This is a genomic window from Streptomyces sp. NPDC088350 (genome assembly GCF_044753545.1).
GTDB lineage: Bacteria > Actinomycetota > Actinomycetes > Streptomycetales > Streptomycetaceae > Streptomyces.
The window spans coordinates 474,210-500,402 of sequence record NZ_JBIVNL010000003.1; the positions used below are offsets into that span (position 1 = coordinate 474,210).

The following is a 26,193-nucleotide window of genomic DNA, read 5'->3' on the forward strand; positions in this document are numbered from 1 at the left end:
CGAACCGGCGGCCCAGGGTGCCGCGTTGATCCTGCACGGCCCGGCACTCACCTCTCAGTTTCGGGTCTCCTGCTTGGCGGCCCCGTCACTGACGGGTTTCCACCTGCCCGGCGGGGCCCGGCATCGGCCTGCCGGAAGATCAGCGGCACCCCCCGGCCGGAGCTGAGCAGCCAGTGCTCCATCGCGTTGACCAGGACCAGTAGTCCGGCGGTCAGCGCGATGGTGGCCAGCGGCGGCAGGAACGGGCCGCCCGCCACGGTCGCGAACAGGGCGAGCGATCCGTAGAAACGGGTCACCGAGGCGGCTCCGAACATCCGGCGGCGCGTGTAGCAGAAGGTGAGGGTGAACAGGGCCGCGCCGCCGGGCAGCAGTCCGGCACCGATCCTGTGCGTGTCGTGCAGCGGGTGCTGCACAGCCCGTTGCGCACCGACGGAGACCAGCAACAGGCCCACGACGAGGACGAGATGGCCGTAGCTCAGCACGTCCCGTACGACGATCGACGGGCTCGGGTGGGTGCGCAGGGCGTGGGCGACGGCGGAGGCGGCGAGGTGGAAATACAGCCACCACAGCGCGCAGCCGACCAGGAAGGCGAGGACGAGCGCCGTCAGGTTGGCGCCTCCCATGGGGCCGGTGGCGACGCTCGCGCCGACCGCGAAGACGTTCTCGCCGAGCGCGATGATGATGAACAGGCCGAAACGCTCGGGGAGATGGTTCACTCCGAACGTCAACTGGCGCAGATGTCCGCCGAGTACGAGCGGGGCGGCGATCTCGGCGAGGACCGCGACCGTCCAGCAGCCGGTGCGCCACGGGCCGGGGCAGGCCGCCGTACCGAAGAGGACGAGGGCGAAGGCGAGTCCGGCCCGGTAGGGATGGATGGTGTACAGGGCGCACTCCCTGCGGATGGCCTCCCCGATGAGCAGGCGCAGGGCCATATAGCTGCCCGCGTACAGGAGCGCCTGTTCACGGACGGCGGGGGCGTGCGGCGCGGCGACCGCCATGCCGTACACGGCGAGGCCCGACAGGAGCAGGAACACCCGTTGGGTGTTGGTCTCGTGCACGGCGTTCATCGCCATGACGACGTCGACCCAGGCCCACCACAGCGGGATCAGGACGAGCAGACAGCGGCCGAGCACGGGCCAGCTCGGGTGCGCGGCCAGGAGGTGTGCGATCTGGCTGACGGCGAAGGCCAGCACCAGGTCGAAGAAGAGTTCGGTCCAGGTGGCCCGGTCGCGTGCCTGTGCGACCGGGGCGGTCGCGGGTGCGGTTGCGTCGGTCATCCCTGTATGGGCGCATGGGTCCGCCCTGTCCCACCCCGGTGCGCCGGATCGTGGCACGCACTCCCGCAAGTCACGGCATCGGCTACGTGAGCACCGTCGTCCGGCGTGCGGGCGGCAAGGCTGGTTCAGGAACCCGTGAGCGTCACGAGAACCGGTCCGCCGGCGGCGTCGACCAGGCGGGTCCAGCGTGCCGTGAGGGTCACGGTACGGTGCGGTACGGCCACCCGCAGGCGCTCCCGGTGCAGGGGCCGGCCGTCCTGGGAGACGCACAGGAGCGGGCGGCGCAGCGGGGCCGAGACGCGCAGGACGTACGGGTGGTCGTCGGCCGGGGCGATCCGGTTCGGGGCGATCCAGCGCAGGGGCGGGTCCACGAGCAGGGGCAGCGTCGTGCGGGGCCACTCGGCGCCGGCCAGGGTCTCCAGTACGGCGGCGGCTCCGAAGGCTCCCTCCCGGGCCGCCGTGGCCGCGCTCTCCACCGGGTGCAGCACACTGCCGACGGCGAAGACGCCCGGCCGTGAGGTGTGCAGCGCCCCGTCGACGGCGGGGCCCCGGGTGCCGGGGTCCAGGGCGAGTCCGCCGCGCCGGGCGAGTTCGTGGTCGGGCACGAAGTCGCCGGTGAACACGACGGTGTCACAGGCCAGTCGAGCGGTACGACCGTCCCGGTGCCGGACGCGAACGCCGGACAGCCGTCCGTGGCCGAGGAGTTCGGTGAGTGCGGTGTCGGTGAGAAGGGGGATACGGTTGCGGAGGCGGGCGTTGTGGGCGCGGGTGGTGGTCGTCCGGGGTCGGTCCCACTCGGTGACCATGGCGACGACTTGGGCTCCGGCGGCCCGTACGGTGTCGGCGGCGGCGTAGGAGACGTCCTCGGCGCCGACCACGACGACCCGGGTTCCGATCCGCTGCCCGTGGAGATGCACCGCCTGCTGCAACTCGCCGGTGGTGTACACCCCGTGGGGGCGGGTGCCCGGCACCAGGCGGGCGGCGCGGGGCCGTTCACGGGCACCGGTGGCGAGGACGACGGCCGCCGCGCGGATGGTCTCCGGGCCTTGCGGGCCCACGGTGTTCAGGGCCAGCGGCCCCGCCCAGTCGAGGGCGGTGATCCCGGTACGGACGACGGCTCCGGCGCGTGCGGCGGCGGTGAGGAGCAGGCGGGCGTACGCGGGTCCGTTGAGCGGATGCGTCCAGGTACCGAAGCCTCCGTGGTGGCAGTGCCGGGGCACTCCCCCGGCGCGCTGTTCCCGGTCCAGGACTTCGACACGGGCGACTCCGGCGACGGCGAGACGGGCGGCGGCGGCGAGTCCGGCGGGACCGGCGCCGACGACCAGGACGTCGACTTCTCTCGGTGTGCGGATCCCGTCCTCCTCCGACAAACCGGCCACGCCGTCCACTTCAGGATCCCGCCCCCTCGAACAACTCCCGTACAGCCGCCCCGCAGTAGAACCCCTGGCAGCGCCCCGCGCGGGCCCTCGTCCGCCGGCGCAGTCCGTCGAGGCTGCGCGGCGGCACCGTACTGGCGAGCGCGTCCCGTATCTCGCCCCGTGTCACCCGTTCGCAGTGGCAGACGAGGGTGCCGTACTCCGGGTCGGCGGCGATGAGTTCGGCCCGCTGGTACGGGCGCGGGTACGCCTCGCCGAGGTTCGGCATGCGCACCGGTTCCAAGTCGACGGCGGGGCCCAGGTCGAGGCCCGTGTCGGCCAGCAACGCGGTGACGTGCGCGGCGATCGCGAGGGACGCGGTCAGGCCGGTGGAGCGGATACCGCCGACCGTGAGGGACGCCTGCCCGGGGTGGGCGGTGATGCGGTAGTCGTCGTACTCGGTGGCGGCGCGCAGGCCGGCGTAGACGGCGGTGATCTCCTCGTCGAGCAGCGCGGGGAGGATGCGGGCGCCCTTCTCCCGCAGCTGGGCCAGTCCTTCGGCGGTCGAGCCGGTCGCGCGCTTGTCGTGCAGGTCCTCGGCGGTGGGGCCCAGGAGCAGGTTGCCGTAGACCGTCGGGGCGACCAGGACTCCTTTGCCCAGTGCCGTGGGGACGGGCAGGAGGATGTGGTGGAGCAGGTCGCGGGCGAGTTTGTCGAAGACGATCAGTTGGCCCCGGCGTGGGGTGACGGTGAAGTCGTCGTGGCCCAGGTGACGGTCGAGGGTGTCGGCGTGCAGACCGGCCGCGTTGACGAGGCAGCGGGTGCGGAGGGTGCCCCGGGCGGTGGTGAGGAGGTGGGTGCCGTCCCGCCGACCGACCCGCTCCACCGGTGAGTTGAGGTGCAGGTCCACTCCCTGCCGGACCGCCTGCGTCGCGTATGCCAGTGTCGTCGTCCACGGGCAGACGATGCTCTCGCCGGGCACGTGCAGGGCACCGAGCGCGCCTGGGCCGAGGTGCGGTTCGCGTGCGTACAGTTCGGGGGGCTCGATCAGGCGGGTGTCACCGTATTCGTTGCGTTCGGCCTTCTCCGCCAAGTGCGGCAGCGCCGCGAGCTGTTCCTCGTCCCAGGCCACCAGCAGCGCGCCCACCGGCTCGACGGGAATGCCCGACTCGGCCGCGTACGCGGTGAGTTGACGTGAGCCTTCGCGGACGAGCCGTGCTTCGAGGGAGCCCGGTACCGCGTCGAAGCCGGTGTGCAGGATCGCGGTGTTCGCCTTCGAGGTGCCCTGACCGATGTCGTCCTGGGCCTCGACGACCGCGACCCGCAGGTTCGGACGGCGGGCCAGTTCCCGGGCGATCGCGCAGCCGACCACTCCCGCGCCGACCACCGTCACGTCGTAACTCCGTGACGGCAGTGGCCCGTTGGCCGTGACCGTCATGCGGGGGCCCGGTCGAGCAGCGCGGTGACCTCGGTGCGGAAGGCGGCGAGGCGTTCGGCCGCGTGGTCCGGGGTGATGCGTGGTTCGTAGACGGCGGCGGGTTTCCAGTCGGGCAGTGCGTCGGCGACCGTGAGTCCGGGTTCGGCGCCGAGCCGGGCCAGAGCGCCCACGCCGAGGGCGGTCGCGTCGGGCAGTGCGGACACCTCGACGGGGCGTTGCAGGAGGTCGGCCTGGGTCTGCATGAGGAGGGCGGAGCGGGTGAGGCCGCCGTCGACGCGCAGGACGTCGAGGGGTGTGCCGAGGTCGGTCGCGGCGGCTTCGGCGAGGGAGACCACCTGTGCGGCGAGGCCCTCGCACAGGGCGCGCACCAGGTGTCCGCGTGTGGTGTCGAGGCCGAGTCCGGTGAGGGAGCCGCGCAGGTCGCCGCGCCACCAGGGGGCGGCGAGTCCGGCGAGGGCGGGGACGAAGGTGACGCCCCCGCTGTCGGGTTCGGCGCCGCCCACGCGGTCCAGGTCGGCGGCGCCGGTGATGACACCGATGTCGGTGAGCCAGCGTACGGCGGACGCGGCCGTGTAGACCTGTCCGTCGAGGCAGTAACTGGTCCGCCCCGCAAGGCGCCAGGCCACGCAGCTCACCAGGCCGGTGTCGCCGCGCCGGGGTGTGTCGCCGGTGTGCGCGAGGAGGAACGCCCCTGTGCCGTAGGTGCACTTGGCGCCGCCGGGTGCGGTGATCCGCTGGGCGAGCAGGGCCGCCTGTTGGTCCACTACGAGTCCGGTGAGGGGTATCTCCGCGCCGAACGCCGTGGTCGTACCGATGAGTTCGGCGCAGTCGACGACTCCGGGGAGGCGTTCACCGGACAGGCCGTACAGGTCGAGGGCGCGGGGCGACCAGGCGGCCTTGTCGAGGTCGAGGAGCTGGGTGCGGCCGGCGGTGGCGGCGTCGGTGACGTGGGTGCCGGTGAGGCGGTGGACCAGCCAGGAGTCGCTGGTGGTGACCATGCCCTCGCGGGTGAGGTGGCGCCGTATCCAGGCCATCTTGGGCGCGGCGAAGTACGCGTCGAGCGGCAGGCCGGTGAGGTGGCGCAACTCGTCGGCGTGCTCGGCGAGTTCGGCGCAGACGCTCGCCGCGCGGCGGTCCTGCCAGACAAGCGCGTCGGTCAGCGGCATACCGGTGTCGGGGTCCCAGGCGAGCACGGTCTCGCCCTGGTTGGCGAGGCCCAGTGCCGCCACGGGCTCGTCGGCCTCCGCGAGTGCGCGGCGCCCGGCGATGATCACCGACTCGTACAGTTCCTCCGGGTCGGCCTCGACCAGGCCGCCCGGCAGTCGACGGGTCCCCACCGAGACGAACCCGGTGCCGATCACGCCGCGTTCGGGACAGATCACCAGGGCCTTCGTGCCGGATGTCCCCTGGTCGACGGCGAGTACCGGACCCGTCATACCACCCCTCCCGTAGATCACCGCACGACAGCCTGCCGCCGGTCCGCATCGCACGTCAAGCATTTCTGATCTTCGGTCAACTCATAGATATATCCAGCGAGTTGGGGACGATCGGGAAACGAGGGGTGATGCGGAACCTCCGCCTCTATAGTGACCGCGGACCAGCGCGATCTCCTCGACCGCCGCCCTGAGGAGGGCTGTTGTTACTCCACTTTGCCGTCATGCCCCGCAACCGCCGTGCTGCGGGCGGCTGATGGCGAAAGAAGAAGCACGTCCCGCCTACGATCCCGCGGGCCACGACTCGGCCCTGCGGGCGGCCCTCCAGGATCTGCGGACCGGGCGCTGGATGTCGATGCGCACGCTGCTCGCCGACACCACCCAGTGGTGGCAGTGGACGCAGCGCACCCAGGTCCTCGCGGCAGCGGCGGCCGGTACGGACGTGGTGCGGGCCTGGCTCGCGGAGGAGCCGCACAGTGTGCCGGCCGCGGTGATGCGCGCCCGGGTCGCCGTGGAGCGCGCGCTGCGGGCCCACCGCGACGAGCACCGTCGTACGCACGAACTGTGGGTCGAGGCCTGGGACGTGAGCGAGACCGCCACCCGGATCGCGCCCCGGGACCCGGTGCCGTGGGTGTGCCTGCTGGCGCTGGCCCAGATCGACCGGGACCAGCGCTGGGAAGAGCACCGGGCGACGCCCCCGGAGCCGATGCTGCCGACGGGACCGTGGGGTCTGCTGGCGGAGGCCGACCGGCGGGACCCGTACAACCGCGAGGCGTACCACCGGATGCTCCAGTTCCTGTATGTGCGCGGCTCCTCGGGGCGGCTCGCGGAGGCGGTCGGCTACGCGCACTGGGCGGCGGAGTCGGCGCCTCGGGGTTCCGCGCTGCACGTCCTGCCGCTGTATGTGCGGGTCGAGCGGTACCGGCGCGGCGGCGGGCGCGACGCCGCCCTCGATCTGCACTGGGTGGCGGAGGACGCGAGCCGCGAGGCACGTCGGGCCCTGCACCTCTGGTTCGAGCACACGCATATGGCCCAGCGCTCCCTGCTGGACCTCAACCATCTCGCCCACGCGCTGTGGGGCGCGCTCCAATTCCCGGACGCGGCCCGGGTGTTCGACGCCCTCGGCCCCTACCACACCCCCGTGCCCTGGACCTACCGCACCGCGCGGCCCGGCGATCAGGCCCAGGCGACGGACGTGTTCGTCCAGGCCCGCGCGCGCAGCGGCGCGGCCCGCGACCCCGGCGGGCGCCCCTGAGACCCACCCCCCGCTCCTCACCCCCGGAGGTTCCGTCTTGTCGTCCCTCAATCCCGAAGGTGATCCACAGCACGGTGATCCACAGCACGACGAGGAACAGCGCCTGCGCGAACTCGGCTACCGGCCGGTGCTCGCCCGCCGCATGGGCGGTTTCGGCAACTTCGCGATCAGCTTCTCCGTGATCTCCGTCCTGTCCGGCTGCATGACCCTGTACGGCTTCGGCATGGGCGCGGGCGGCCCCGCGGTGATGCTGTGGGGCTGGGCGGGCGTCGGCCTGTTCGTGCTGTGCGTGGGCCTCGCGCTCGCCGAGGTCACCAGCGCGTATCCGACGTCCGGCGCCCTGTACTACATGGCCGACCGGCTCGGCGGCCGGCGCTGGGGCTGGTACACGGGCTGGCTGAATCTGCTCGGTCTGCTGGGCGCGATCGCCGGCATCGACTACGGCGCGGCCCTGTTCACGGGCGCCTTCGCCAGCATCCAGTGGGGTTTCGAGCCCACACCCGGCAGAACGATGCTGATCTTCCTCGGCATCCTGCTGCTGCACGCCTTACTGAACCTCTTCGGCGTCCGGCTGGTCAGCGTCCTCAACTCGATCAGCGTGTGGTGGCACCTGGCCGGAGTGGCGGTGATCGTCGGCGCGCTGGTGATCGTCCCCGACCACCACCGGTCGGCGTCCTTCGTGTTCACGAAGTTCGTCAACGACACCGGCTGGTCGAACCCCGTGTACGTGGCGGCGATCGGCCTGCTGCTGGCCCAGTACACCTTCTCCGGCTACGACGCCTCGGCGCACCTCTCCGAGGAGACCTCGAACGCCTCGGTGTCGGCGGCACACGGCATCGTCCGCTCCATCTGGGTCTCGTGGATCGCGGGCTTCGCACTCCTGGCGGGCCTCACCTTCGCCATCCAGGACTACGAGGGCACCCGGACCAGCGCGACCGGGGTACCGCCCGCGCAGATCCTCCTCGACGGCCTCGGCACGGACGGCGCCACCGCGCTGCTCCTCGTGGTGATCATCGCGCAGTTGTTCTGCGGCAACGCCGAGGTCGCCGCCGCCAGCCGTATGGTCTTCGCGTTCAGCCGGGACGGGGCCCTGCCCGGCTCGGCCCTGTGGCGCAAGGTCAGCACCCGCACCCAGACCCCGGTCGCCGCCGTCTGGCTGGCGGTGGTGGCCGCCGCGCTGCTCGCGCTGCCGTCCCTGTACTCGGTGACGGCGTACGGCGCGGTCACCGCGATCAACGTCATCGGCATCACCCCCGCGTACGCGATCCCGGTGTTCCTGCGCCTCCGCGCGGGAGACCGTTTTCAGCCGGGTCCATGGAGCCTGGGCCGCTGGAGCAAACCGATCGGCTGGATCGCCGTGGTCTGGGTGGCCTGTGTGACGGTGCTGTTCTGTCTGCCGCAGTCCTCACCGGTGACGGTCGACTCGATGAACTACGCGTCGGTCGCCCTCGCCGTCGTACTGATCCTCGCCGGCGTGTGGTGGTACGTCGCCCGCCGTTCGTACGGCACACCGGCCACCGCCGCCTACGGCTCCGACCGCGACCAGGCCGAACTCGCCGAGGGAATCGTCTGAAAGCCGTGCTCACAGCCCCGGACCAGGTACGAACTCCCGGTCCGGATACGGCAGGATGAGCGGTCGCGCCGGTGCACGGGCCTGTCCCGGCCGGCGCGCTCGCACTTCCGCAATGCCCGCAACACGAGCAGGTGACAACGTGACGACTCTTCACATCCGGCCGTCGGCGGCGCTCTTCGCCGCAGTTCCTCCTCCCGGAGGTGACCGATGAACCGCACGCCGACCCTGGACGACTTCATGCTCGCCGGAATCGCCCTGGCCTCGGGCCTGTTGGCGGCCTTCCTGCTGCGGATACTGCTGCGCTGGCTCGGCAAGCACGCCGACCGCACCCGCTGGAGCGGCGACGACGTGATCGTCGACGCGCTGCGGACCGTGGTGCCGTGGTCGGCGATCGCCGGCGGCGCGGCCGTCGCGGGCGCGGTGCTGCCGCTGACCAGGACGGTCCAGCACCAGGTCAACCAGACCCTCCAGGTGCTGGTCATCCTCGCCGTGACGGTGTCGGCGGCCCGGGTGATCGCCGGCCTTGTCCGGGCCGTCACCAACTCCCGTTCCGGGGTTGCCGGTTCGGCCACGATCTTCGTCAACATCACCAGGATCCTGGTCCTGGCCATCGGCTTCCTGGTGATGCTCCAGACGCTCGGCATCTCGATAGCGCCGATGCTCACCGCCCTGGGCGTCGGCGGTCTCGCCGTCGCGCTGGCTCTTCAGGACACCCTCGCCAACCTGTTCGCGGGCATCCACATCCTCGCCTCGAAGACCGTCCAGCCCGGCGACTACATCCGGCTGAGCAGCGGCGAGGAGGGCTACGTCGAGGACATCAACTGGCGTCAGACGACGGTCAGGGCGCTGTCCAACAACCTCGTCGTGATACCGAACGGCCAGCTCGCCAAGACGAACATGACCAACTTCATGCGTCCCGAGCAGCAGTTGACGATCCTGGTGCAGGTGGGCGTCGGCTACGACAGCGACCTGGAGCACGTCGAGCGCGTGACCATGGAGGTCATCGCCGAGGTCATGACCGACATCACCGGGGCGATCCCGGAGCACGAACCGGCGATCCGCTTCCACACCTTCGGCGACTCGCGGATCGGGTTCACGGTGATCCTGGGCGTCGGCGAGTTCAGCGACCAGTTCCGCATCAAGCACGAGTTCATCAAGCGCCTGCACAAGCGGTACCGGCACGAGGGCATCCGGATTCCGGCGCCGACGCGGACGGTGGCGCTCCAGCAGGGGTCGATCGCCATACCGCAGCAGCGGATCCCGGAGGACGAGCCGGGCGAAGTCTCCTCCGCCCGGCTCGACTGACGGATCAACTGGCCTAGAGCGTCGCCGAGTTGTCGTGGTAGTGCCCGCCGGTCCGGCTGTGCGGGACGGCGAGGGACGGGGTCACCGGTGTGACCGTCCAGTCCGGATGGCCGGGCATGCGCGGCGTCGTCGTACCGTAGAGCCAGTCCCGCAGGAAACCGGACAGGTCCTGGCAGGCGACCTTCGACGCGACGGCGATGTAGTCCTCCGTCGTCGCCGAGGAGTCGCGGTACCGGGTGAGGAAGGCGCGCTCCACGGCGTGGAAGGTGTCCTCGCCGATGAACTCCCGCAGGGCGTACAGCACCAGGACACCGCCGAGGTAACGCTGGCTGTCGAACAGGTTGGCCGCGTTGGGGGCGGCGACCGGGCCGGAGTCCTGGCGCCACTGGTCGCCGCGGGCGTAGGTGTTCTTCATCCGGGCTTCCATCGTGGTCAGGCCCAGGGAGTCGGGCCAGCCGCGCTCGTAGCGGTAGAGCAGTCCGTAGAAGTCGGCGTGGCCCTCGTTCAGCCACAGGTCGGCCCAGGTGGCGGGGCTGACGCTGTTGCCGAACCAGGAGTGGACCAGCTCGTGCATCATGTGCGAGCCGATCCTGTTCTCCGCCTGGAGCAGGAAGTTCGGCTTGTACAGGGTGAGGGTCTGGGTCTCAAGTCCCGTGAAGTCGAAGGCATTCGGGTCGTCGGAGTTGCAGGGCAGCAGTCCGTACGTCTCGAAGGGGAACGCCCCGAGGCGCTGCTCCAGCCAGTCCACGAGTCCCGGCGTGAGCGCGAGCGCCGGTTCCAGGGCGGCGGCGCGCGCGGTGGGCACGACGTCCCGCAGGGGCAGCCCGTGCGGGCCCGGCCGGTCCTTGACCACGTAGTCGCCGACCGTGAGCTGCACCAGCTCGGTCGCCATCGGTGAGCGCGAGCGGTAGCTGAAGGCGGTCCGGTCGCCGTCCAGCCGCTCGGTGCACACCGGTTGACCGTTCGCGACCCCGCGCAGCCCGTCCGGGACGGTGATCCGGAACGTGAAGTCGGCCTTGTCGCTGGGGTGGTCGTTGCAGGGGAAGACGGTGTGCGCCAGGTTCGGCTGGCCGCACACCGCGAAACCGTCGGGGGTGACGACCCAGCCGCCGGTGGGCGCGGCGGCGCGGCCCGGATCGGCGGAGTACTCCACGCAGACGGTGACCCGGGCCCCCGCCGGGAGGGTTCCGGCGGGCGTGATCCGCAGTTTCTCGTCGGCCTGCTCGAAGTCGGCGCCGCGGCCCTGGACGCGGACCTCGTGGATGTCGAGGCCGAGGGCGTCGAGGGAGAACCGGGTCAGGGACTCGGTCGTGCGCAGTTCTATCGTGACCGTGCCGTCGACGAGCTTCGTCGTCGCGTCGTAGGCGAGGTCGAGGTCGTAGGAACGGACGCGGTAGCCGTCGTTGCCGAGGCTCGGGAACACCGGGTCGCCGAGGGTCTCGGCGCCCTCGTCGCCGTACCCCCGTCCGGCCGTCCCGTCGCCGCTCCCCCGTCCGGCCGCGAAGGCCGGGGAACCCACGGTCAGCGCCGTGGCCGTACCGATCAGGGCGGCCACCGGGGCCGTCACTCTGGTGCGATTTCTCATGATCCGCTTTCGCTCGGGCGGCCGGGTGGTCAGCTCCGGCCGTCGGTCAGTCAAGGTGATCCACCCCTTACTGACTGCCGGACCGGGCGGTCGGTTGCCCTTGATCGACGGACAGGTGTTCGCGCGGTGCGGACGGACCGCTGTCGAGTGCGACCGCATCAGGAGATATCTTGATGTCGAGCAATGTTGCAGACGTGGAGCGGAGCACCGGTGACTGACTCGACCATCATCTATACGCACACTGACGAGGCCCCGGCCCTGGCGACGTATTCCTTCCTGCCGGTGGTCCAGGCGTACGCCTCGCAGGCGGGTGTCGCCGTGACCACGCGGGACATCTCGCTGGCCGGGCGCATCATCGCCGTGTTCCCGGAGTACCTCACCGAGGACCAGCGGATCCCGGACGCCCTGCACGAGCTGGGCGAACTGGCGAAGACGCCCGAGGCCAACATCATCAAGCTGCCGAACGTCTCGGCGTCCATCCCGCAGCTCAAGGCCGCCGTGGCCGAGCTGCAGGAGCAGGGCTACGCGCTGCCGAACTACCCGGACGACCCGAAGACCGACGAGGAGCGGGACATCCAGTCGCGCTACGACAAGATCAAGGGTTCCGCGGTCAACCCGGTCCTGCGCGAGGGCAACTCCGACCGGCGCGCCCCCGCCTCGGTCAAGAACTACGCGAAGAACCACCCGCACCGCATGGGCGCCTGGTCGGCGGAGTCCAAGACCAATGTCGCCACCATGGGCGAGAACGACTTCCGCTCCACCGAGAAGGCCGTGACGATCACCGAGGCCGGTGCGCTGCGCATCGAGCTGGTCGCCGAGGACGGCACCACCACCGTGCTGCGCGAGTCCGTACCCGTCCTGAAGGACGAGGTCGTGGACGCCTCCGTGCTGCACGTGGCGGAGCTGCGCGAGTTCCTCACCGCGCAGATCGCCCGCGCCAAGGCCGAGGACATCCTCTTCTCGGTGCACCTCAAGGCCACGATGATGAAGGTCTCCGACCCGATCATCTTCGGCCACGTGGTCCGCGCCTTCTTCCCGAAGACCTTCGAGCAGTACGGCGCCACGCTCGCCGCGGCCGGTCTGTCCCCGAACGACGGTCTCGGCGGCATCCTCAAGGGCCTGGCCGCGCTGCCCGAGGGCGACGCGATCAAGGCGTCCTTCGACGCGGAGATCGCCGAGGGCCCCGCGCTCGCGATGGTCGACTCCGACAAGGGCATCACCAACCTGCACGTGCCGTCCGACGTGATCGTCGACGCCTCGATGCCGGCCATGATCCGCACCTCCGGCCACATGTGGGGCCCGGACGGCGCGGAGGCGGACACCCTCGCGGTGCTCCCGGACTCCTCGTACTCCGGCGTCTACCAGGCCGTCCTCGACGACTGCCGCGCCCACGGCGCCTACGACCCGTCGACCATGGGCTCGGTGCCGAACGTCGGTCTGATGGCGCAGAAGGCCGAGGAGTACGGGTCCCACGACAAGACCTTCGAGGTCCCGGCCGCCGGTACGGTCCGACTCGTCGACCGGGCCGGCGATGTCGTCCTGGAGCAGGCGGTCGCCAAGGGTGACATCTTCCGCGCCTGCCAGACCAAGGACGCCCCGATCAAGGACTGGGTGAAGCTGGCCGTCACGCGTGCGCGTGCCACCGGCAACCCGGCGGTGTTCTGGCTCGACGAGACCCGCGCGCACGACGCCCAGCTGATCGCCAAGGTCAAGGCGTACCTGCCGGAGCACGACACCGAGGGCCTGGACATCCGGATCCTCGCGCCGGTCGAGGCGACCCAGCTGTCGGTGGAGCGCATTCGCCGCGGCGAGGACACCATCTCGGTGACCGGCAACGTGCTGCGTGACTACCTGACCGACCTCTTCCCCATCCTGGAGCTGGGCACCAGCGCCAAGATGCTGTCGGTCGTCCCGCTGATGGCGGGCGGCGGCCTCTTCGAGACGGGCGCCGGCGGCTCCGCGCCGAAGCACGTCCAGCAGCTGGTCAAGGAGAACTACCTGCGCTGGGACTCGCTCGGTGAGTTCTTCGCGCTGGTCCCCTCCCTGGAGCAGTACGCGACGTTCACCGGCAACGCCCGCGCGCAGGTCCTCGCGGACACCCTCGACCGCGCGACGGCGACCTTCCTCAACGAGGACAAGTCCCCGACCCGTCGTGTCGGCGGCATCGACAACCGCGGCAGCCACTTCTACCTCTCCCTGTACTGGGCGCAGGAGCTGGCCGCGCAGACCGAGGACGCGGACCTGGCGAAGGCCTTCGCCCCGCTCGCCGAGACCCTCGCGGGCGCCGAGCCGAAGATCATCGAGGAACTCCTCGCGGTCCAGGGCAGCCCGGCCGACATCGGCGGCTACTACCAGCCCGACCCGGCCAAGGCCGCGAAGGTCATGCGTCCGTCGACGACGTGGAACGACGCGCTGGCTTCGCTGAGCTGACGCACCGGTTGACCCACCGGGCCTGATGCCCGCTGCTCGCTCCGCCCCGGCCGGGGTTCCTCCGGCCGGGGCGGCGGCGTTCCGGGGCCGGGCAACAGTCCACGGTCGTGCATGCCGGGGAAAGACCTGCCCGTCACCCGTGCCGAGTGCGGGAAGGGACTCCCGCCTGTCGTCATCCGAGCCAGGAAACGTCCCGCCGATCACCGGTCCCGTAGAACAATCAGCTCCTCCCCGTCCGCGACGGCGAAGCCGGGGTAGTAGTCGTCCCGGTACAGCGCCCGCAGGAACGCGTGCTCGGTGATCTGCTGATTGCTGACGGGCATGGTGGTGCTCCCCCGGTCCGTGGTCGTCGATGCGGATACCTTGATCCTGCACCACGCCACTGACAACGCCTCCGGGAGCCGCCCGTGTCCCCCTCCGCGCCCTCCTTCGAGCTGCTGCCCGGCGCCGCCACTTCGCCCGTGATCCTCCATGTCCCGCACTCCGCGCGGGAGATACCGGCCGACGTGCGCGCGGACATCCTGCTGGACGACCCCGCTTTGGAGCGGGAACTCGACCACATCACCGACGCCCACACGGCCCGCATCGCCGCCGAAGCGGCACGCGCGTGTGCCCTCACCCCGTGGCGGTTCGTGAACCGGCTGTCCCGGCTGGTCGTCGACCCGGAGCGCTTCCCGGACGAGCGGGAGGAGATGCTCACCGTGGGCATGGGCGCGGTCTACACGCGCACCACACACCGGGCCGAGCTACGGCCCGCCGACCACGACCCCGAGCCCCTGATCGACCGCTGCTTCCGCCCGTACGCCCGCGCGATGAGGGACGCGGTCGCCGACCGGCTGGCCGCGACGGGCCGGGCCGTCGTCATCGACCTGCACTCCTATCCGGCCGCCCCGCTCCCCTACGAACTGCACGGCACCGGCCCCCGCCCGCCCGTCTGCCTGGGCACCGACACCTTCCACACCCCTCCCGCGCTGCTGGCGGCGGCGCGAGAGGCGTTCGCGGGGTGCGGGGAGATCGGTGTCAACAGCCCCTTCATCGGTACCTACGTCCCGCTGGAGTTCTACGGCAAGGAACCGGCCGTCGGCGCCCTGATGGTGGAGCTGCGCCGGGACACGTACATGACCGAGCCCGGCGGACCACCCGCCGCCTCCGGAGTCACCCGGCTCGCGTCCGCACTGGCGACGCTCGTGGACGCCGTATCCGCGTAGCGTCCGACCCTCCGCCCTCCGGCTGGAGCACTCCCGCAGGACAGGCGGTCGGGAGCGTACGAGGGTGGACAGCATGACCGAGGAGACCACCACGCTGACCGGCCAGGCCCCGCCCCCCGTCCGGGACTGGCCCCCGCTCGACCTGACCGGAACGGAGTTCGACCCGGTTCTCGCGGACCTCATGCGCGAGGGCCCGCTGACCCGGATCCGGCTGCCGCACGGCGAGGGGTGGGCATGGCTGGCCACCCGCTACGACGACGTGAAGATGATCACCAATGATCCGCGGTTCGGCCGCGCGGAGGTCACCACACGTCAAGTGACGCGCATGGCCCCGCACTTCAAGCCGCGCCCGGGGTCACTGGCCTTCGCCGACCAGCCGGACCACAACCGGCTGCGGAAGCCGGTCGCCGGCGCGTTCACGGTCGGCGCGATGAAGCGGCTGCGGCCCCGGGCGCAGTCACTGCTCGACGCGCTGGTCGACGGGGTCGTGGCGGACGGGCCCCCGGCGGATCTGGTCGAGCGGGTCCTCGAACCGTTCCCGCTCGCCGTGGTCAGCGAGGTCATGGGCGTACCGGAGGAGAACCGGGAGCAGGTGCACGCCTGGACACGGCAGATCATCTCGACGTCCGGCGGCGCCGAGGCCGCCGACCGCGCCAAGAACGGCATGTACGCGTGGATCACCGACACGATCCGCGCCCGTGCGGACAGCGAGGGCACGGACGTGTACTCGCTGCTGGGCACGGCCGTCGCCCGGGGTGAGATCAGCGAGCCGGAGGCGGTCGGCCTGGCGGGTCCGCTCCAGATCGGCGGCGAGGCGGTCACCCACAACTGCGGGCAGATGCTGTACCTGATGCTCACCCGCCCCGAACTGCTGGAACGCCTGCGCGCCCAACCCGATTCACGGGACGCCGCGTTGGACGAACTCCTGCGATTCATCCCGCACCGCGCCTCCGTGGGGCTGGCCCGGATCGCCCTGGAGGACGTCGAGTTGCACGGCCTGCGCATCAGCGCGGGCGATCCGGTCTACGTCTCCTACCTCGCCGCCAACCGCGACCCGGCCGTCTTCCCGGACCCGGACCGCATCGACGTCGACCGGGATCCCAACCCGCACCTGGCCTTCGGCAACGGCCCGCACTTCTGCACCGGCGCCGTGCTGGCCCGCCTGCAGACCGAACTCCTCGTCGGCACCCTGCTGGACCGGTTGCCGGGGCTCCGACTCGCCGTCCCCGCCGAGGAGATCGTCTGGCGCCGGAAGACCATGATCCGGGGACCGCAGACGCTGCCGGTGACCTGGTAGGCGGAGGCGGCCTGTGCGCGAGGACGGAGGCGTCCTGGACGGAGGGATCCCGCACGCCGTCCTCGCGCACCCGCGATCACGCCCGCAGCCACTCCGTGACGACCACCTCTCCGCCGGCCCGCAGCCGTAGCGCGAAGGGGCCGGTCGGGGGTGCGTCGCTGGTGAAGCGGCCCATGGCGTCGGCCGTGAGGGTGGTGGGGCGGCGGGTCTGCGGGCCGGTCAGGACCTCGATGCCGGCCGGCTGGGGCGGCATCACCTGGCCCATCAGGCCCTCGCTCGTCACCTCCACGTCGACACTGAGGTCACCCGCGGTGAACGTCAGCATCCGGGGTACGTCCATGGCCCCCCTGACCGGGATCGCGTCGACCAGGGAGTCGAAGGACAGCTCCGCGAGTCGGGCGTCGAGGTCGTACAAGGCGTAGGCGTCCATGGCGAGTTGGCGCAGTTCGGCGGGGACCGGATCGAGGATGGCTGCCGCCTGCCGCAGCTCCTCCTCCAGGAGGCCGTCCTCGAACTCCCCGGCGCCGTCGTCCTGTTCGCTCCGCGGGTCGTCGAACTCCTCGTCGTCGAAGGGCTCCTGGCCGAAGGAGTCGAAGGAGTAGAACGCGCCGAATCCGTCGTCGTTCATGCCGGTCACAGCGCCCTCCCGGCGTCGAGTCGGGCCCGCAACCGGCGCAGACAGCGCTGGCGCATGGGTCCGATGCTGCCGACGGCGATCCCCAGGCCTGCCGACACGTCCAGGTAGCTCGGCGGCGGCGAGGCCATCAGGACGCGCAGCAACTGCCTGCACCGCTCGCCCAGTTGCTCGAACTCCTGCCACAGCCGCCGGATCCGCTCGGCCTCGGACGCCTCCTCCTCGGAGTCGATCAGCGACTGCTCGGGGGTGCGCTCCTCGCTGACCCGGTCGAGGAGTTGGGGATCGTCCGTGGGTGTGAGCCGCCTCAGCCCCTTGATCACCTTCAGGCACTCGTTGCGCGCGGTGCTGGCCAGCCAGGAGCCGGCCTTCTCGGGTTCCCGGATCCGCCGCAGGTTCTGGGCAAAGCGGAACCACACGGTCTGGTACACCTCGTGGGCGTCGGCGTCGGAGAGCCGGTGGCCGCGCACCACGGACCAGACCAGCGGGCTCAACCCCTCCACGATCGCCTTCCAGGCCGCCGCGTCGCCGTCGACGGCGGACTGGACGAGCGCGCCGACTTCCTTACGGTCCACGGTCCCACCCCTCGTGTGCGGCATGTCATCGTACGCCGTGGAGGGGACGGTTCCGGCCCTCATGCCGGAGGGGAGAGCGGTACGACGGGCACCGGGCGCCAGCTGGGCGGGCGCAGCGCCGGTACGTGCGCCCCGCGTACTTCGGCGTACTCGGTGTTCGCCGCGAGGAGTTGCCTGCGGGCGGCGCGCGCGTTGGTCTCCTTGTTGGCCGTCATGAAGGAGGCGACCATGCCGGCGGCGACGGGGGTGGCGAACGAGGTACCGCTCCAGTGCGCGAGGCCCGTGAACGTCACCTGGTCCGGTGTGCCCGGTTCCGTCTGCCCGTCCTGGCTCAACACACCGGTGTGCTGCGGGTTCTGGCAGGTGCAGGAGTAGGTGAAGCCGAAGCGGCAGGCGTCGTAGGTGGTGTGCTGGTAGATGTACGGCGTGGGCGCGAGGAAGCCGGTGAGGGGGCCGATGAGGCGTTCGCCGGGGGCATAGGCCTTGACCCAGGCGCCGTGGTTGCTGAAGCAGGCGCCGAACTCGCCGTCGCTGCGCAGCGCGCCGACCGACAGGACGACATCCTGGTAGTCGGGCAGGTCGGCGTAGGCGGCGGGCCAGAAGGGGGTGGCGCTGGCGTTGTTGCCGGCCGCCGCGACCAACAGCGTTCGCCGGCCCCGGAGTTCCTGCATGAAGGCCTCGACGCCGAGGAGTCCGTCGGTGCGGCCGTTGGAGGTGCCTGCGGAGAGGCTGATGACGTCCGGCCAGCCGTTCTGGTCGACGGCGGCGAACAGCGCCTCGCCGAACTCCGATTCGAGGATGGCGCCGACGTCGTTGAGGGTGTTGCGGACGGTGACCTCGGTGTTGGGCGAGACGGCCGCGACGAGCCCGGCGATGAACGTGCCGTGCCCTACGTACTGTTGGAGCACTCCCGCGTCGTCGGTCTCCCTGATCTGGGCGTCGCCCTGGACGTGGGCCAGCAGCGGGTACGACTGGTAGTCGTGCATGAGGCCGGTGTCGATGACGAGGACGGCCACGGCGGTGTCGGGGTCGTAACCGGCCTCCGCGGGCGCCGGGTTGGCGCCGTCGGTGAGCGGGGCGGGCACGGGCTCGTCGCCGGGACAGGCGTTCACCGCGATGGACACCACGTGGTTGCGGCTGACGAGCCGGCGTCCGGCGCGGCCCTCCGGCTCGCGCAGGGCGCGCAGCGCGTTCGCGACGGCGTGGTCGCCGCGCCGGTCGCCCTCGCCCGGGTCGCCGACCTGGATGCGGGTGATGCCGGACCGGTTGGTCTCGGGCCCCGCGCGGCGGACGGAGTCCCCGGTGAGGCCGGTGGCCTCGGTGAAGTGCGTGCGTACGGTGTCCTCGACGAGACGGGCCTCCTCGCCGTCGCGGGCGAGCACGGCGCCCTTCTCGTAGAAGAACTCGGCGGAGTCGTCCGGCCCCATCGCCAGGGGGACGTCGGGCATCGAGCGTTGGATCTGGTCGAACTGCTCGTGGAATCGCTGTGGTGCCATGGCGTGTCCTCCCACTGCGGCGGCGGTCGTCAATCAGAGCCACCAGGCCGCTACTTGATACAGCACCAAACCTGTGTGGTCTGCACCGGGGACCACTAGCATGGGAGAAGTGACAGCGGGAAGCGACTCGGTTCTCGAACTGCTGCCGATGGTGTTCGCGGCTCCGAACGAGGCGCTGGCCGGTGCGCGGGAGGTGCTCGACACCGATCCGACGCCGTTCCGGGCCTCCGTGGCCCACCACGCGATCGGCATGTGGCAGCGGGACTTCGGCGATCTACGGCTCGCCCTGCACCATCTGCGGCGCGCCCGCGACCTGGCGGCCCGCGCGGAATCGGCGGACCGGGAGGCGGACGTCCTAGGCACGCTCGGGGTGGCCCTGGTGCACGCGGGCCGCACCCGGCAGGGCCTGGAGGCCTTCGAGCGCGGCATCGCCCGCGGCAGCGGTCAGACCCGCGCGCGGGTCCAGTACCGGCGGGCCTACGTGTGGTGGGTGCTGGGCCGGCACCGGGAGGCTCTGGAGGACGTACGACGGGTGATCGCCGTGCTGCGGCAGGCGGACGACGTGATCTGGATCGCGCGGGCGATCACCCTGCGCGCGACCGTGCATCTGGCGCTGGGCGCGGTGGACCGGGCCGACGCCGACTTCACGGCGGCCGAGCGGCTGTGGGAGACCACCGGCCAGGAGCACGACAAGGCCGACGCGGTGGAGAGCCGGGGTCTGGCCGCTTTCCGGTCGGGCGACATCCCGGTGGCGCTGCGGTTGTTCGACGAGGCCGAGGAGATGTACGCGAAGCTCGCCACCCCGAGCTTCATGCTCACCGTCCGCCGCTGCGAGGTCCTGATGAGCGCGGGCCTCGCGGGGGAGGCGCTGACCCACGCGGACGCGGCGGTCGGGCTGCTCGACGGCATCGGCGGCCAGTCCACCCGCAAGGCGGAACTCCTCCTGGTCGCCGCCCGGGCCGCGCGGCTCACGGACGATCCGCACACGGCGATCGCGCGGGCGGCCGTGGCGGTACGGCTGTTCGCGGCACAGCGGCGCACCTGGTGGGAGACGCATGCCCAACTCGTGCTGATCGAGGCCAGGTTGGCGGCCGGGCGCGCGTCCGGGCGGCTGGTGGCGGACGCCGCCGCGGTGGCCGACCGGCTGGCCGCGTTCGGCTCGCCGTCCGCGCCGGAGGCGTCGCTCCTCGCGGGCCGGATCGCGCTGGCGGTGGGCTGGACCGCGGACGCGGAACGGCACTTGGCGGTCGCCGCGCGCAGCAGACGCGGCGGACCCCCGTTGGCCCGGATGACCGGCTGGGCGGCGCAGGCGCTGCGCGCGCAGGCCGCCGGTTCCGGCCGTGGAGTGCTGGAGGCCTGCCGACGCGGGCTCGACGTCCTCGACGACCACCGCATGACCCTGGGTGCCTCGGAGTTGCGGGCGCGGGCGACCGCGCAGGGCGCGGAACTGGCCGCGCTGGCCCAGCGCGCGAGCCTCGCGACCGGCGGTCCGCGACGCCTCCTGGTGTGGAGCGAACGCTGGCGCGCGACCGCGCTCTCCACTCCCCCCACCCGACCGCCCGCCGACCCGGCCCTGCTCAGCGACTTGACCGCCTTCCGCGAGATCGCCGCCCGCGCGGAGGAGGCCAGGATGGACGGCCGCCCGGTACCGGCCCTGGAACGCGAACAGCGGCGCCTGGAACGGGAGATCCGCTCCCGCACCCTCCACATGCGCGGCGACGCCCCCGGCGAGGGCGACCGCTTCGACCCGACTCGCCTGCTGGCCCGTCTCGGTGAGGGCCGGCTCGTGGAACTCGCCGTGGTCGACGGCCGCGTGCACGCCCTGCTGTGCGGGGAGGGCCGGGTACGACGCTTCGAGGCGGGCCTCCTCGCGGAGGCGATGGCCGAGGCGGAACACGTACAGGCGGGGCTACGACGCCTCGCGCATCCCGGGGCGGAGGCCAGGCTCCCGGTGGTGGAGGCGGCGGGCCGGCGCCTGGAGGAACTGCTCCTGGGCGAGGCGGCCGGACACCTGGGCTCCGGACCGGTGGTGGTGGTCCCACCGGGCCGACTCCACCGCGTCCCTTGGGCGTTGCTGCCGTCCCTGCGCGAGCGGGTGCTCAGCGTGTCGCCGTCGGCGGGCAGTTGGCTGCGCGCCCTGGACACCGAACGGCCGCCCGGTGGACGGCACGTCCTGGTGCGCGGCCCCGGCCTCGCGACCGGCGGCGCCGAAGTCCCGGACCTGGCCGACCGGTACGGCAGGGCCACGATCCTGGAGCACGACGACGCCGAAGTCCCCCGGGTGCTGGCCGAGTTGGACGGCGCGACCCTGGCCCACATCGCGGCCCACGGCACGTTCCGCGCGGACAGCCCCCTGTTCTCGTCCCTGCGGATGGCCGACGGCCCGCTGATCGTCCACGACTTCGAACGCCTCGCCCGCAGCCCGTACCGCATCATCCTCTCCAGCTGCGACACGGCCCGCCTCGCGTCGGTCGGCGCGGACGAACTCCTGGGCCTGGTCACGGCGTTGCTCCCGCTGGGCACGGCGGGCGTGATCGCCAGCAGCGCCCCCGTCAACGACGCGGCCGTGGTCCCGCTGATGCTCGCCCTGCACAAGGGCCTCACCACGGGCCTCTCCCTGGCGGAGGCCCTGCGCGACGCACGGGCCGCGTTGCCGGGGGACGCGGTGCATCGGGCGACGGGCTGGGCGTTCACGGCGTTCGGCGCGGCCTGACCCGGCGGGTGGGCTCGGCCAATGCAGCGCGGTGGGCACGCGGCGGACCGCCCCGAGCTCGACGCGGACTGACCCATCGGGGCGGCTCGGCCAATGAGCCGCAGGCACGAGGCAGACCGCCCCGGGATCGGCTCAGCCGACCGCCGACCGCCCCCGCTCGGCCACCTGGCGCCCGCGGGCGCGACCGGCTCGGCGCACGGGTCGAAGGAGCTGCGGGTGTCGACGTGCCGGGCCGAGCCCGAGCCGTCGGCGTCACGGGGCAGGGCCGGCCGGCAGGCCACCCGTCACGCCGACCGCGTCGCCGGCAGTTCCACCAGCCACGGCAGCGCCCCGCGGTCGCTCGCGCCGAGGCGGGCGTAGGCGCTGTAGAGGTGGTTGCCGACCGTGCGAATGGAGAGGGTGAGGCGTTCGGCGATCTCGCGGTTGCTCAGGCCGGCCGCTGCGAGGGTGACGATCTGGCGTTGGCGGGCGGTGAGTTCACCCAGGACCAGGCCGGACAGGGCCGGAGTGCGGGCGCCCTGGCAGCGCCGCGCCAGGGCGACCGCGCGGGTCCGGGACATGCGCGCGGCGCGCGGGTCGCGGTGCGCCCGTACGGCCTGCGCGTGCGCCTCCGCCGCGAACAGCAGGAACCCGCGCTGCTCCAGCTCCCCCGCCACCCGGTCCAGCGCGGGCCCGTCCCCGTCGACGAGTGCCTCGGCGTGCCGGGCGAGGACGGCCGGTCCGTCGCCGGGCAGCCGGGCGAGCCTGCCGGCGACACGTTCGGGAGCGCCGAGGCGTACGGCGTCGTAGAGGACGTACGCGGCGGGCCTGCCGTCCTCGACGGCGGGGCCGCGGCTCGCCTCGCCCTCCTTCCACCGGTCGGCGGCGGTCTCGCGGGCGGCCTCGACATCGCCCCGTGCCGCCGCCAGCCAGCTGCCCGCGTCGCCGGACGCGGGACGGTGGGGAAGCTCCTCGCCGGTGGCCGGTATGTCGCCCGACTGGGTTGCGGCCAGGGTGAGTTCGTCCGCGCAGGCCCGGCCCCCCGGGGACTCCCGCAGTCCCTCCCGCGCCCACGCCGCCGCCTCGCGCAGCTCGCCCCGCAGCCTCGCGAACCGTGCGCGTACGGCGGCGTATCCGGCCGGTACCGGTGCGCCCTCCGCGACCAGCCACTCCCCCACCGGTGTCGGCAGCGGTCGTACGTCGGTGCGGTCGATGCGCTCGGTCAGCGCGGCCCGTTCGGCCGCGAGCGCCGACGCGCACTGGTCCGGCGTGCGGGCCAGTCGGCGGGCCCGGAGCCGGCCGGCCGCGGCGCGCAGGGCGGGGCCGTGCAGGGGGTGGGTGAGGCGGACGGCGCCCTGGTCGTCGAGGTGGATCAGGGTTTCCGCTTCCAGGCGTTCGAGGATGTCGAGGTCGAAGTCGTCCACGGAGGACGCCAACGGCTCGGCGAAGGCCAGGCGTTCGAGGCTCTCGCGCTCCTCGGGGCCGGTGCGGGCGAGGACCTGCGCGGTACGTTCGCGGACCGTCGCCGTGACCGGAACAGGGCCGCGCCACGCCCATTCGTCGGAGTCCGTCGCCCGGGTCAGCAGGCCGCGCTCGCGCACCGCGCCCAACAGGTCGCGCAGCAGGCGCAGATCACCTTGGCAGAGCCCGTACAGGCGGTTCACGGTGAGGGGTTCCAGCGGGCCGCCGGCGCCAGCCGTCAGCAACTGTGCCGTCTCCTCGCGGGGCAACGGCTCCAGCGCGAGGCGCGGCAGCAGTTCCCCCGTCCAAAGGCGCGAGACCGCGCCGGGTACCGGGTCGCCGTCGGCCACCACGACCACCAGGCGGGTACGGCCGTGGACGGCGAGCTGGTGGACGAGCGCGGCCGAGGAGTCGTCGAGCAGATGGGCGTCGTCCACGATCAACAGCCGTACGCCGGACAGGAGTTGGACCGCGCGGTGCAGGGAGACGCTCTCGGGCAGCAGGTGGGCGAACGCGGCGAAGGGCAGCAGGCGGGTCTCGGGGGTCCCGGTGACCTTGGCGCAGTCGCCGCCCCGGACGGCCTCGGTGACGAGCCGGGTCTTGCCCCGGCCGGCCGGACCGGTCACCACGATGCCGTGCCTGCCCGCCGTCAACGACCCGCGGATGAGCTCGAGTTCGTCCTCCCGGCCGGTGAACGGCCACGGCAGTTCAAGGGTCTTCGCGTCCTGTTCGAAAGTCATCACTCAGATAGGAGTCCTGCTACTCACCTCTGATACAGGGTGACTTGAGTAGCCCTCGACTCAGGCGCCCGGGTACGGTCACCGGCAGTCTGGTCGCATGACCGCTCGCTACTGCTCCCTCGCGCAGCAGCCGGCCCCGGAGTTCGGACCGGGACTGGCCGCCGAGCGGCTCAGTGCGCTCATCGGCGGAAGCCGGATGTGGGTCAACGGCACGGTCCTGCACTACTACTTCTTCGACGCCGACAACGCGGCGGCCACCGACACGTCCGTCATCCCGGTCCCCGCGACCGGCGAGCGGCGGCGGGTGCCGTGGGCCGGCGCCAAGGAGCAGCAGGACGTCGTACGCGAGTGCTTCCGCGAGTGGCAGGGCCTCGGTGTCGGTGTCGGCTTCGCCGAGGTCGGGGACCGTTCGGAGGCGGAGCTGCGCATCGGGTTCCAGCCCGGTGACGGCTCGTGGTCGACGGTGGGCCGCGACGCGCTCACGGTCGGTCTGAGCGACCGCACCATGAACTTCGGCTGGGACCTGACCGCGCCCGGACAGCGCGGCACGGCCCTGCACGAGATCGGGCACGCCCTGGGCATGCTGCACGAGCACCAGAGCCCGTTCGCCGGGATCCACTGGGACGACGAGGCCGTGTACGCCGAACTGGCGGGCCCGCCGAACCACTGGAACCGGGACAGGACGTACTACAACATCCTGCGCAAGCTCGACCCGGACGAGGTCAACGGCTCCGTCTGGGACCCGCAGTCGATCATGGAGTACCCGTTCGCGTCGGGACTGATCCTGGAGCCGGAGGAGTACCGCACGGGCCTGCACCCGCGCGGCGGCCTCTCCCCCTCCGACAAGGAGTTCGTCCTGCGCTGGTACCCGCCCGCCGGCCCTCCCCGGCCGACCGGACTGGTGCCGTTCCACTCGGCGCCGCTGCGTCTGGGACCGGGCGAGCAGGCCGACTTCGCGATCGAGCCGACGCAGACGCGCGAGTACGCCGTCGGCGCCTTCGGGGACAGCGACACGGTCGTCGTGGTCTTCGAGGAACGGGACGGCGAACCGCGCTTCCTCGCCGGGCAGGACGACGGGGGCACGCCGCGCAACGCAACGCTCAAGGTCAGGCTCGTCAAGGGCCGCCGCTACTTCGTCCGTGTGCGTCTGTACTCCACGTGGGGTTCGGGGGAAACCGCGGTGATGTGCTGGTAACAGCATGAGTACAGCCGCACACGGACGGACGGACCACTGTCCGGCGCCGGGGGAAGCGGCCGAGGTTCGTAGCCTTCGGGGGAGGGATACGAGCCTCGGCCACGCCGCCGTGTTCGGCGTTCAGCCGCCCAACTCCCCGGAATTACAGGTCACTTGTGCTCTACGACCCCAACTCCAGTGGCCGGTCAGGGTCCTTGGACCACTCCTCCAGCGAACCGTCGTAGACGGACACGTCCGTACGGCCGAGCAGCGTGAGCGCGAGTGCGGCGCCCGCGGCCGAGATGCCGCCGCCGCAGTACAGGACGACCGGTGAGTCGTCGGTGTCGAGGACCGCGCCGATCCTGGCGGCGAGTTCGTCGGACGGCAGGACGCGTCCGGCCTCGTCGAGGAGACCCCGGCCCGGGAGGCTGCGGCTGCCGGGGATGTGTCCGCGGCGGCTGTAGCGGGTCGGCGCGGAGCCGTCGTAGCCGCCCGGGGGCAGAGCGCAGACCAGGGCGCCGGTACGTTCGCCACGGCTGACGGCGGCCACGTCCTCGATGCCGGCCCACAGGTCGGGACGGACGACGGGCGTGAGGGAAGGAACGGCCGGAACCGGTCCGGTGTCGTCCCCCGAATCCACCGGACGCCCGGCCGCCGCCCACGCCTCCAGGCCCCCGTCCAGCACCGCCGCCGGCACCCCGATCGCCCGGAGCATCCACCACAGCCGCGCCGCCCAGATCCCGCCCCCGCTGTCGTAGGAGACGACCGCGCTGCCCTCCCCCACACCCAGCCGGGCCAGCGCCTCGGCGAGAGCCTCGGGGGACGGTACGGCGAAGTGGTACGGCGCGTCGTGGTCGGAGAGGTCGCCGGTCAGGTCGGCGTGTCGTGATCCGGGGACATGCCGTTCGACCCATGTGCCGTGCCCGCTCGCGGAGCGGTGGTCGCCGTCCTCGCGGGGTGAGGGCAGGAGCGCGGTGGCGTCGAGGACGACGAGCCGGGGGTCGTCGAGATGCGCGGCGAGCCAGGTGTCGTCGACGAGCGGGCCGGGCAGCAGGGAGGTGGTCATGGCGGCCGATCGTACGCCCGCGACCTGGGCGTCTCACCCATCGGGCAGGGAGGTCCCATATTTCGGACGGAGCTTGCACAGAATCCGGGTGGTGCGGTTATCGTTCGGCCATCTACGCGGGAGCCCCTACCCGGTTGGGCTGAGAGGGCGTCTGGGACCGGCTCGTCGAGAGTCCGGCCCCCATGGGGACGCCGACCGC

At 72.2% G+C, this 26,193-nt stretch carries 19 protein-coding genes; 8 read left to right on the forward strand and 11 right to left on the reverse strand.

Going from position 1 to position 26,193, the window contains the following annotated elements; translation table 11 throughout:
- Positions 1-47: 47 nt before the first annotated feature.
- From ACIQBL_RS12040 to ACIQBL_RS12055, 4 genes are all read right to left on the reverse strand, one after another.
- Positions 48-1,277, reverse strand: a complete 1,230-nt coding sequence (locus ACIQBL_RS12040; RefSeq protein WP_401939860.1) for a low temperature requirement protein A — start codon at positions 1,275-1,277, stop codon at positions 48-50.
- Between the two features lie 125 nt (positions 1,278-1,402).
- Positions 1,403-2,656, reverse strand: a complete 1,254-nt coding sequence (locus ACIQBL_RS12045; protein ID WP_401939862.1) for an NAD(P)/FAD-dependent oxidoreductase — start codon at positions 2,654-2,656, stop codon at positions 1,403-1,405.
- A gap of 10 nt (positions 2,657-2,666) precedes the next feature.
- Complete coding sequence (locus ACIQBL_RS12050; RefSeq protein ID WP_401939864.1) at positions 2,667-4,070, reverse strand: FAD-dependent oxidoreductase; 1,404 nt, start codon at positions 4,068-4,070, stop codon at positions 2,667-2,669.
- Complete coding sequence (locus ACIQBL_RS12055) at positions 4,067-5,506, reverse strand: FGGY family carbohydrate kinase (RefSeq protein ID WP_401939866.1); 1,440 nt, start codon at positions 5,504-5,506, stop codon at positions 4,067-4,069. The genes ACIQBL_RS12050 and ACIQBL_RS12055 overlap by 4 nt, the downstream gene beginning before the upstream one ends.
- 253 nt (positions 5,507-5,759) lie before the next feature.
- On the opposite strand from ACIQBL_RS12055, the gene ACIQBL_RS12060 reads away from it, so the two are divergent.
- From ACIQBL_RS12060 to ACIQBL_RS12070, 3 genes are all read left to right on the forward strand, one after another.
- A complete protein-coding gene (locus ACIQBL_RS12060) occupies positions 5,760-6,758 on the forward strand; it encodes a hypothetical protein (RefSeq protein ID WP_401939869.1) in 999 nt (332 codons plus the stop codon).
- 37 nt (positions 6,759-6,795) lie between these two features.
- Complete coding sequence (locus tag ACIQBL_RS12065; protein WP_401939872.1) at positions 6,796-8,331, forward strand: amino acid permease; 1,536 nt, start codon at positions 6,796-6,798, stop codon at positions 8,329-8,331.
- A gap of 207 nt (positions 8,332-8,538) precedes the next feature.
- Positions 8,539-9,636: a mechanosensitive ion channel family protein gene (locus ACIQBL_RS12070; protein WP_401939875.1), complete on the forward strand. Its 1,098-nt coding sequence runs from the start codon at positions 8,539-8,541 to the stop codon at positions 9,634-9,636.
- A gap of 13 nt (positions 9,637-9,649) precedes the next feature.
- Here ACIQBL_RS12070 and ACIQBL_RS12075 read toward each other — a convergent pair whose 3' ends face one another.
- Positions 9,650-11,221: a M1 family metallopeptidase gene (locus ACIQBL_RS12075; protein WP_401939878.1), complete on the reverse strand. Its 1,572-nt coding sequence runs from the start codon at positions 11,219-11,221 to the stop codon at positions 9,650-9,652.
- A gap of 210 nt (positions 11,222-11,431) precedes the next feature.
- On the opposite strand from ACIQBL_RS12075, the gene ACIQBL_RS12080 reads away from it, so the two are divergent.
- Complete coding sequence (locus ACIQBL_RS12080; RefSeq protein WP_401939881.1) at positions 11,432-13,651, forward strand: NADP-dependent isocitrate dehydrogenase; 2,220 nt, start codon at positions 11,432-11,434, stop codon at positions 13,649-13,651.
- Between the two features lie 200 nt (positions 13,652-13,851).
- Here the strand turns inward: ACIQBL_RS12080 and ACIQBL_RS12085 are convergent, their stop codons facing one another.
- Positions 13,852-13,974 carry a hypothetical protein gene (locus ACIQBL_RS12085; RefSeq protein WP_401939884.1) on the reverse strand — a complete coding sequence of 41 codons (123 nt, stop codon included), beginning with the start codon at positions 13,972-13,974 and terminating at the stop codon, positions 13,852-13,854.
- Positions 13,975-14,058: 84 nt separating this feature from the next.
- Here ACIQBL_RS12085 and ACIQBL_RS12090 point away from each other — a divergent pair, with 84 nt between their 5' ends.
- Together ACIQBL_RS12090 and ACIQBL_RS12095 are read left to right on the forward strand one after the other, a co-directional pair.
- Positions 14,059-14,859 carry an N-formylglutamate amidohydrolase gene (locus tag ACIQBL_RS12090; RefSeq protein ID WP_401939885.1) on the forward strand — a complete coding sequence of 267 codons (801 nt, stop codon included), beginning with the start codon at positions 14,059-14,061 and terminating at the stop codon, positions 14,857-14,859.
- A 73-nt stretch (positions 14,860-14,932) separates the two neighbouring features.
- Positions 14,933-16,156: a cytochrome P450 gene (locus tag ACIQBL_RS12095; protein WP_401939888.1), complete on the forward strand. Its 1,224-nt coding sequence runs from the start codon at positions 14,933-14,935 to the stop codon at positions 16,154-16,156.
- A gap of 76 nt (positions 16,157-16,232) precedes the next feature.
- On the opposite strand, the gene ACIQBL_RS12100 is transcribed toward ACIQBL_RS12095, so the two are convergent.
- The 3 genes from ACIQBL_RS12100 to ACIQBL_RS12110 are packed head-to-tail and all read right to left on the reverse strand — an operon-like array spanning position 16,233 to position 18,861.
- Positions 16,233-16,784 (reverse strand): hypothetical protein, encoded by a 552-nt coding sequence (locus ACIQBL_RS12100; RefSeq protein ID WP_401940703.1) that lies wholly within the window; start codon positions 16,782-16,784, stop codon positions 16,233-16,235.
- A gap of 5 nt (positions 16,785-16,789) precedes the next feature.
- A complete protein-coding gene (locus ACIQBL_RS12105; protein WP_401939889.1) occupies positions 16,790-17,428 on the reverse strand; it encodes an RNA polymerase sigma factor in 639 nt (212 codons plus the stop codon).
- Positions 17,425-18,861, reverse strand: coding sequence for a S8/S53 family peptidase (locus ACIQBL_RS12110; protein ID WP_401939892.1), 1,437 nt, complete (start codon positions 18,859-18,861; stop codon positions 17,425-17,427). Before ACIQBL_RS12110 ends, ACIQBL_RS12105 begins: the two co-directional genes overlap by 4 nt.
- A gap of 109 nt (positions 18,862-18,970) precedes the next feature.
- Here ACIQBL_RS12110 and ACIQBL_RS12115 point away from each other — a divergent pair, with 109 nt between their 5' ends.
- Positions 18,971-21,574, forward strand: a complete 2,604-nt coding sequence (locus ACIQBL_RS12115) for a CHAT domain-containing protein (protein WP_401939895.1) — start codon at positions 18,971-18,973, stop codon at positions 21,572-21,574.
- 284 nt (positions 21,575-21,858) lie between these two features.
- Here ACIQBL_RS12115 and ACIQBL_RS12120 read toward each other — a convergent pair whose 3' ends face one another.
- Positions 21,859-23,754, reverse strand: coding sequence for a LuxR C-terminal-related transcriptional regulator (locus ACIQBL_RS12120; RefSeq protein ID WP_401939897.1), 1,896 nt, complete (start codon positions 23,752-23,754; stop codon positions 21,859-21,861).
- Between the two features lie 97 nt (positions 23,755-23,851).
- Here ACIQBL_RS12120 and ACIQBL_RS12125 point away from each other — a divergent pair, with 97 nt between their 5' ends.
- Positions 23,852-24,949 (forward strand): M12 family metallopeptidase, encoded by a 1,098-nt coding sequence (locus ACIQBL_RS12125; protein ID WP_401939899.1) that lies wholly within the window; start codon positions 23,852-23,854, stop codon positions 24,947-24,949.
- 160 nt (positions 24,950-25,109) lie between these two features.
- On the opposite strand, the gene ACIQBL_RS12130 is transcribed toward ACIQBL_RS12125, so the two are convergent.
- The gene (locus ACIQBL_RS12130) at positions 25,110-25,994 is read right to left on the reverse strand and encodes a sulfurtransferase (RefSeq protein WP_401939902.1); all 885 of its coding nucleotides are present in this window, start codon (positions 25,992-25,994) and stop codon (positions 25,110-25,112) included.
- Between the last annotated feature and the right edge of the window lie 199 nt (positions 25,995-26,193).

Excerpts from the sequence above, each read along its gene's own strand:
- ACIQBL_RS12040 (WP_401939860.1), bottom strand. The coding sequence starts at position 1,277 with ATGACCGACGCAACCGCACCCGCGACCGCCCCGGTCGCACAGGCACGC.
- ACIQBL_RS12050 (WP_401939864.1), bottom strand. The coding sequence starts at position 4,070 with ATGACGGTCACGGCCAACGGGCCACTGCCGTCACGGAGTTACGACGTG.
- ACIQBL_RS12055 (WP_401939866.1), bottom strand. The coding sequence starts at position 5,506 with ATGACGGGTCCGGTACTCGCCGTCGACCAGGGGACATCCGGCACGAAG.
- ACIQBL_RS12060 (WP_401939869.1), top strand. The coding sequence starts at position 5,760 with ATGGCGAAAGAAGAAGCACGTCCCGCCTACGATCCCGCGGGCCACGAC.
- ACIQBL_RS12070 (WP_401939875.1), top strand. The coding sequence starts at position 8,539 with ATGAACCGCACGCCGACCCTGGACGACTTCATGCTCGCCGGAATCGCC.
- ACIQBL_RS12075 (WP_401939878.1), bottom strand. The coding sequence starts at position 11,221 with ATGAGAAATCGCACCAGAGTGACGGCCCCGGTGGCCGCCCTGATCGGT.
- ACIQBL_RS12085 (WP_401939884.1), bottom strand. The coding sequence starts at position 13,974 with ATGCCCGTCAGCAATCAGCAGATCACCGAGCACGCGTTCCTGCGGGCG.
- ACIQBL_RS12095 (WP_401939888.1), top strand. The coding sequence starts at position 14,933 with ATGACCGAGGAGACCACCACGCTGACCGGCCAGGCCCCGCCCCCCGTC.
- ACIQBL_RS12100 (WP_401940703.1), bottom strand. The coding sequence starts at position 16,784 with ATGAACGACGACGGATTCGGCGCGTTCTACTCCTTCGACTCCTTCGGC.
- ACIQBL_RS12105 (WP_401939889.1), bottom strand. The coding sequence starts at position 17,428 with ATGAGGGCCGGAACCGTCCCCTCCACGGCGTACGATGACATGCCGCAC.
- ACIQBL_RS12110 (WP_401939892.1), bottom strand. The coding sequence starts at position 18,861 with ATGGCACCACAGCGATTCCACGAGCAGTTCGACCAGATCCAACGCTCG.
- ACIQBL_RS12120 (WP_401939897.1), bottom strand. The coding sequence starts at position 23,754 with ATGACTTTCGAACAGGACGCGAAGACCCTTGAACTGCCGTGGCCGTTC.
- ACIQBL_RS12125 (WP_401939899.1), top strand. The coding sequence starts at position 23,852 with ATGACCGCTCGCTACTGCTCCCTCGCGCAGCAGCCGGCCCCGGAGTTC.
- ACIQBL_RS12130 (WP_401939902.1), bottom strand. The coding sequence starts at position 25,994 with ATGACCACCTCCCTGCTGCCCGGCCCGCTCGTCGACGACACCTGGCTC.